The organism is candidate division TA06 bacterium, from assembly GCA_016208585.1.
Taxonomy (GTDB): domain Bacteria; phylum Edwardsbacteria; class AC1; order AC1; family EtOH8; genus UBA5202.
Map to the genome: position 1 here is coordinate 1 of JACQXR010000025.1, position 7,032 is coordinate 7,032.

The 7,032-nt window shown below is 52.6% G+C and carries 4 protein-coding genes; all 4 read left to right on the forward strand.

Features of this window, described 5'->3' with window-relative positions; translation table 11 throughout:
• Window positions 1-620 precede the first annotated feature (620 nt).
• The 4 genes from bamA (at window position 621) to HY768_02100 (ending at window position 6,465) form a co-directional block, all read left to right on the forward strand.
• Window positions 621-2,906 carry an outer membrane protein assembly factor BamA gene (gene bamA, locus HY768_02085; GenBank protein ID MBI4726009.1) on the forward strand — a complete coding sequence of 762 codons (2,286 nt, stop codon included), beginning with the start codon at window positions 621-623 and terminating at the stop codon, window positions 2,904-2,906.
• Between the two features lie 70 nt (window positions 2,907-2,976).
• Window positions 2,977-3,933, forward strand: a complete 957-nt coding sequence (locus tag HY768_02090) for an OmpH family outer membrane protein (protein MBI4726010.1) — start codon at window positions 2,977-2,979, stop codon at window positions 3,931-3,933.
• The gene (gene lpxD / locus HY768_02095) at window positions 3,930-4,967 is read left to right on the forward strand and encodes a UDP-3-O-(3-hydroxymyristoyl)glucosamine N-acyltransferase (protein ID MBI4726011.1); all 1,038 of its coding nucleotides are present in this window, start codon (window positions 3,930-3,932) and stop codon (window positions 4,965-4,967) included. Before HY768_02090 ends, lpxD begins: the two co-directional genes overlap by 4 nt.
• Window positions 4,968-5,097: 130 nt before the next feature.
• Complete coding sequence (locus HY768_02100; GenBank protein MBI4726012.1) at window positions 5,098-6,465, forward strand: ISNCY family transposase; 1,368 nt, start codon at window positions 5,098-5,100, stop codon at window positions 6,463-6,465.
• Window positions 6,466-7,032 lie beyond the last annotated feature (567 nt).

Sequence of the window (7,032 nt, forward strand, 5' to 3'; positions counted from 1 at the left end):
CGAAAGTCAAGTACTTTTTTTAAATATTTCATTCTGGTTGCAGCCCGCAAAGCCCGATATTACTGATCATTTTCGAGCAGGCGTCAGATTTTGCTGTCCGGGGCATCGAACATAGTTATAATTTTACGGGATTTTAGGTAGCATATGAACCTCCTTATAATCTGATTACTTGTTATATAATCAGATTATAGCACAACTACAATCCTTTTGTCAAGTCCACCCATATATTTGTCGCACACCCTGGTCCTTTTTTCGCATTGACTATTGGCAAAGCGGATGTTATAATCAGTTTTACTTAAGCCGCCCGCTAAACACGCGAATTACACTAAAATAAGTTTCTGGCATAGTCTTTGTAGCACCAAGGATATCAATTGTTTTGCCAATAATATTTTTTCGTACATTTAGCGTTTTTCGCGCCTGCGTCTGCGCGCCTGCCTATGCCGAAGCTTGCCTACGCTGAAGCTTCGCGCAAGCAGGCGGCTACGCGCAGGCAGGCTGAAGCGCTTTGGCGCGCAAGCGCGGGTAACAGAGGCGTTTACAGCATCAACTAAATAATATTCTGCCTTCAATCCGGACGGGATCTTTTTCCGGCCGGGAAAACAAACTTATCAGGATGATCTATGAACCAAAAATTATTCCGGACAGCCTGCTTGACCATTTTTTTATTAACGGTGTCTGCGGTATCCCCGGCCCTGGCCCTGACCATCACCGGACTTAAGGTTGAGGGCAACCAGAACGTTGACGAGGCTACCATCATCAACGCCTCCCAACTGGCGGTGGGGGACAGCGTGGACACCGACGGACTCTCCTCGGCCCTGCGCAAGGTTTATGCCCTGGGTTATTTCAAGGACGTCAAGCTCCACACCGACAGCACCGGGATGGGCAGCGACCTGGTCTTCGTGGTGGCGGAAAAGCCGTTGGTGGAGCGGGTGGAATTCCTGGGCAACGAAAAGATCAGTGCCCAGGATCTGGAAGACACCCTGACGGTCAGGTCCGGGTCCATGCTTGATAAAAAGATAATCAGCCAGAACGCCGCCTTGATCCGCAGCCTATACCTGGAAAAGGGCTACTCCGACGCGACGGTGCGCGACACCCTGATCGAGTCCGGCAGCAAATACGCCCTGCGCTATGTCATCGACGAAGGCCGCAAGGTGCGGGTGAAAAGGATCGTCTTTACCGGCAACCCCAGCCTTAAGAGCCGGGACATCATCAATGCCATGACCACCAAGCCCCGCGGGTTTACCCTGTGGTGGAAGGCGGTTCCCTGGTACCGCAAAGGAGCTTACAGCCAGGACACTTTGGCCGAGGATCTGGCCCGGGTCGAACGCTACTGCCAGAACTACGGGTTCATCGAGGCCAAAGCCGCGCTGGACAGCGTCAGCTACAACGACCGGAGGGACAGGGTGACCGCCTTTATCAACCTAAGCGAGGGGACAAAATACCGGGTGGGGCAGTTGACCTTTGACGGCAACGAGAAAATAGCCACCGCTAAACTTAAGAGAGCTTTGGTTCTGAAGCCGGGCCAGATCTTCAGCGCCGACCAGGCCGACAAAACCCTGGAGAATCTTTACACCATTTACACCGAGGAAGGCTTCATCTACTGCCGGGTGATCCCGGAACCTAGCCTGCACAACTCGATTATTCTTGGCATTGACGGCTCGGTGGCCGACATGAAATACAGCATTCTGGAGAACAACCCAGCCCATGTCCGGCAGGTGATCATCGCCGGCAACACCAAGACCCGGGACAAGGTGATCCGCCGCCAGCTGAAAATGCTGCCCGGCGACCTGTTCCGGCGCTCCCTGGTGATCCGCAGCCAGCGCGAAGTATTTGCCCTGGGATTTTTTGAGGACGTTCAGATCGGCTCCCAGCCGGCCGACACTAGCGGGAACATCGACCTGATATTCACCGTCAAGGAAAAGCAGGTGGGACAGTTCCAGGTGGGCACCACCTACGGGGCCACCGACGGGCTGGCCGGCTTCGTCCAGATCGGCATGCCCAACCTGTTCGGCCGGGGCCAGGAGATAAATTTCAAGACGGAGTTCAGCTCCAAGAAGTTCAACCTGGACCTGGGCTTTACCGAGCCCTGGCTGTTCGATACCCCGACCTCGGCCGGCATCGACCTGTACCGCACCACCTATTCCTACGCCACTTATGACGAGGAAAGGATCGGCGGCGGAGTCAGATTGGGACGGCCCATTCCCTGGCTGGATTACACCCGGGGATACTGGCAGTATAATCTGGAGCGGCTGGATATTTACAATATGTCATCCACTGCTTCGGCCGGGCTGACCGGCCAGACCTGGCCCCGGATATCCTCCAGCACCGGCCTCAGCTTAGTGAGGGACAGCCGGGACCGGCCTTTCAATGCCACCAAAGGGAGCAGAACCATGCTCAATACCAAGTTCTGCGGCGGGATCCTGCAGGGCCAGGTTGATTACCAGAAATACCTGGCCGAGTACCGCTATTACCACCCCCTGTTCTGGAAGCTGGCGGCCATGGGCCGGGCCAGGGCTGGAATGGTGGACGGATATTCCAATCCCAATACCGTGCCCATCAGCGAGCGCTTCTTTGTGGGCGGGGCCGGCGAGGACGGCATCCGGGGCTATCCCGACCGCTCCATCAGAAGCTCATACGGGGGGCGGAGCATGCTGGTCTCCAACCTGGAACTGCGCTACGGAATAAATTCCAGCATCTACGCCATGCTGTTCCTTGACGTCGGAAACTGCTGGCTCAGCGCCAAGGACGCCAGGGTTAAAGCTTACAAGGGCCTGGGGGCCGGGGTCCGGATGGAGATACCGATGATCGGCATTTTGGGCTTTGACTGGGCCTACGGCTTCGACCGAAAACTGCTGGGCCTGCAGGACCACTGGGAATTCCATTTCCAGATCGGGACCACGTTCTGATCAACTTAACTAAAAGCTTATAGCTTTCAGCCATAGGCTTTATGTTTTTGATTTTAGTAAAGGAGCGAAAATGAAAATTGTCAGGCGGGCTTTTGTCTGGGCTGGGCTGCTTGTGCTGGGCGCAACTACGGCCGTCTTGGCCCAAAAAACGGGCTACGTGGATTCCAAAAAAATATTTGAGAGCTATAAGGGCGCCGGGGACATCAAACTGCAGGTCAACCGGGCGTTGGAGGTGTGGAACAAGGAGATAGAACTCAAGCGGGCCGAGATCGATTCCCTGGAAAAGGATCTGGAGGCCCAGAACCTGGTGATCAGCAGCGAGCGGCGCAAGCATAAGCAGGAAGAGATCAAGGCCAAAAAGAAGGAAGCGGAGAACCTGATCCACCAGGTCTACGATCCTTTAGGCAAGCTGGACGCCAAGAACAAGGAGCTTTCCAAGCCGATGGCGGAGAAGATCGGGGCCATCATCAAGAAAGTGGCCATGGACAACAACCTCCTGCTGGTGCTGGACTCGTCCTCCGGCATGGTGGTTTATGCCGACAAGGACCTGGACCTGACCGACCAAGTTTTGGAGGAGTTGGCCAAGTCGGAGGGAATCGTGGTCCAGTATCAGGCTTCGCTGGCGCTTTTTCCGGTCTGGGACGCCGACGCCGAGGCGGCGCGCAAAAAATTAGGCAAGCTGGCTTTCGGATACCTTTTCAGTTCTTTAAGCCGTTCCGAAACATTCAAGCCCCTGGCCCAAAAGTTAGTCAAGGACCTGGTCAAGGACAAGGGGCTGGAGGACAAGGAGGTCAGCGACATCAGGGGCCTGGAACTGGCCAAAATTTTGACCGCCCAGTTCGCCATTAACGGAGGCGTCTATTATAATCCGGCCAACGGGCAGATCACTTTGAAACTCCGGCTGTTCAACGTGGACACCGGCATGATGCTGGCCGAAGAGAACGAAGTGGCGGCCGGGCAAACCGAACTTTCCGGGGCCTGCGAGAACCTGATCGCCCGGCTGGCCCAGAAGGCCGGCGGAAAATGAGAAGCATCAAGGCCAGCGAGATCGCAGCCCTGTGCCAGGGCCGGCTGGCCGGCCCTGACCTGGATATTAAAGGGCTGTCCGGCTTAAAGGAGGCCCGGCCCGGTTTTTTGAGTTTTTTATCCAATCCCAAATATGCCTCTTCCCTTTCCGGCACCCAGGCTTCCTGCATCATAGTTACTCCGGGCACGGAGGTCAAGGATAAAACCCTGATCGAATGCCACGATCCCTACCTGGGATTTGCCAAGGCCGCCCAGCTTTTTTACCGGGAATCAAATCCCAAACCAAAACCTGGCATCCATCCGGCCGCGGTGGTTTCTCCCAGTGCCAGGATCGATCCCACCGCTTCGATCGGGCCTTATGCGGTGATAGAAGCCGGGACGGAGATCGGCCCCCGTACGGTGGTGATGGGGCCAAGTTTCATCGGCGCCCGGGTTAAAATAGGAAGCGATGGCCTGATCTATCCCAATGCTTCGGTCCGGGAGGAATGTATTTTGGGTAACGGGGTCATCATTCACTGCGGGGCGGTGGTGGGTTCGGACGGTTTCGGATACGCCAGGGAGGGCGCAAAATACGTCAAGATCCCCCAGACCGGAATTGTCATTTTAGAAGATGAGGTGGAGATCGGGGCCAACTCCACAATTGACCGGGGGGCCTTAGGACCCACCCGCATCAAGCGGGGAACCAAGTTAGATAATTTGGTCCACATCGCCCACAACGTGGAAATAGGTGAAGACGGAGCCATTGCGGCCTTAAGCGGCATCGCCGGCTCCACCATCATTGGCGACCGGCTGATAATGGGCGGGCAGGTGGGAGTAATAGGGCATCTGGAGATCGGCGACGACGTGATCTGCCTGGCCCAGTCCGGGGTGACCAAATCCGCGCCCTCCAAGACCATGCTCTACGGCAACCCGGCCCGGCCCCACATGAAGGTCAAGCGGATCGCCGCCGCTGTCGACATGCTGCCGGAGAAGCTGAAAGCGATCAAGGAACTGGAGCAGAGGGTGGCCGAGCTGGAGGAGAAGATAAAAGGCTAATTAGAGTCCGTTAATAAATTATAACACTTTGCCATACAAAGAAATACGAAGCGGCACATATTCATTTTATTGATGCATTGACCGGCCCGAATATGGTATAATTGCCTGAACAATTAAGGAGTAATATACCATGAAACTATTCGCCGATCTCTGCCTTAGATTCGAAAATCCCCTTTGGGCACACTATCCAGAATTGGCAGTGATGGATAGCATCTTGGATACCCATCCCGAATTATTGAAATTGGTCGAACAAGATATTTTGGGGATCAGCAATGACAAGGGTTTTAGAAGCAGATTCGGCCGCAAAGATACTCCCTCCATCGAACAGATCGTCCGGGCGGCAATCTATAAAGAGACGAAGCGGATCGACTACCGTAAACTGGAGGCAGCACTGTATGATTCTACTGTTTGCCGCGCTTTTGTCAAGCTGAACGGTCGCCGGCCATTTTCATTTGTGATGCTCCACAACTATATTTCCCGTATCCGGCCGGAAACAATTGAACGGCTTATCTATGCCATAAACAGCTTGATGATAAGCGAAGGGATGGAGAATGTCCAAAAAGTGCGGATAGACAGCACCGTAATGGAGACGCCCATCCATTATCCTACAAATAATGCGCTGGTGTGGGACTGCTTCAAAGAGTTCTACCGATTGATATTCCAATTGAGAAAGCACGACTGGTGCTTGAATATCAGGTGTTATCGAAAACAGGCCAAGAAACAATATTACAAGATCAACCTCGATAAATCGCCGAATCGGCGGCAATTGCTGTTTGGGAAGCAACTCGGACTGTTTCGACGGATCATAGCACAGGCTGCGGAAATCTGCCAAAGCATTGAAGCTTCCGACACATCGGATATAATGGTTAACGCTATCGGGCAAAAACTTCGGGCGTTTTTGCCGGTGATGGATACGGTGTATTCTCAAAGCTACCGCCGCGAGATTCTCAACGAAACAGTACCCAACCATGAGAAACTGTTCTCCATTTACGAACAGCATACGGACATCATCGTCAAGGGCCAACGGGAGGTGCAATTCGGTCACAAGATCAATCTGTCGGTCGGCAAAAGCAATTTGATTTTGGATTGTATTATTGCCGACGGCAACCCCAAGGATTCGACCTTGTTTGAGGATTCACTGAAGCGCATCCGGCGCGTATATAACCGCACCCCGCAATCCGTTTCGACTGACGGAGGATACGCCAGCTTGAAAAATGTACAGATCGGGCTGGCGATGGGCATTCGCAACATCGTGTTCAATAAAATCGTCGGGTCTTTGGAAAACATCGCCAGCAGCAAATCGATGGAGACGAGGCTGAAAAAATGGCGCAGCGGCATAGAAGCCGTGATTTCCAATTGGAAACGGCGGTTTGAGATCTTTCGTTGTGAGTGGAAGACCAAGCCGCATTACGATGCCAAAGTGCTGTGGAGCGTTCTGGCCTATAATTTACGGGTCATAGCCGCCTGGTATTTAGACGCGATTTGTTCAAACGCGTAATACAAAAGCGATAAAAATCGTCTTCCATGGGATAGGTGTGTCTGTACCTGTCAAAAAACGTTATTGAGTTACAAATACTACCAGCCCTTGGCAACCGGTGATAATTACCCCGAACAAATCCTCGTATAAATTATCCCTTTATCGCCTCTGATATCGTTATTCGATGAATTTATTAACGGACTCTAATTAGACTCAGATTCACGCAGATTGTTCTGATATTGTTCCCAACGTGGTTATTGCGAAATGGCTTAGATGCTTGGCGAAAAAACGGATTCAAAACGAATTTGCGCGAATTAAGACGGATTTGATCGTCCCCATAATATAAAAGTGGCTCTTCTCCCTAATGAGTGAGCGATTTTGATCCATTTTGGATCAAATCTCAGGCAGCATGCAGGTCAAGATCTTGAGCCGAAGATATTCTTCATCTCTAAGTAGCTGTAAATAAATAAGCTTTACAAGTTATTATTGAGGCTCGGGTAAATTGTATAATTCCATTCTCCATGAAATCTTTCGGGCTTAAGGTTGACCCGGGCAATTTCTTCATTTGATATTTTGCGTCCGACGGGA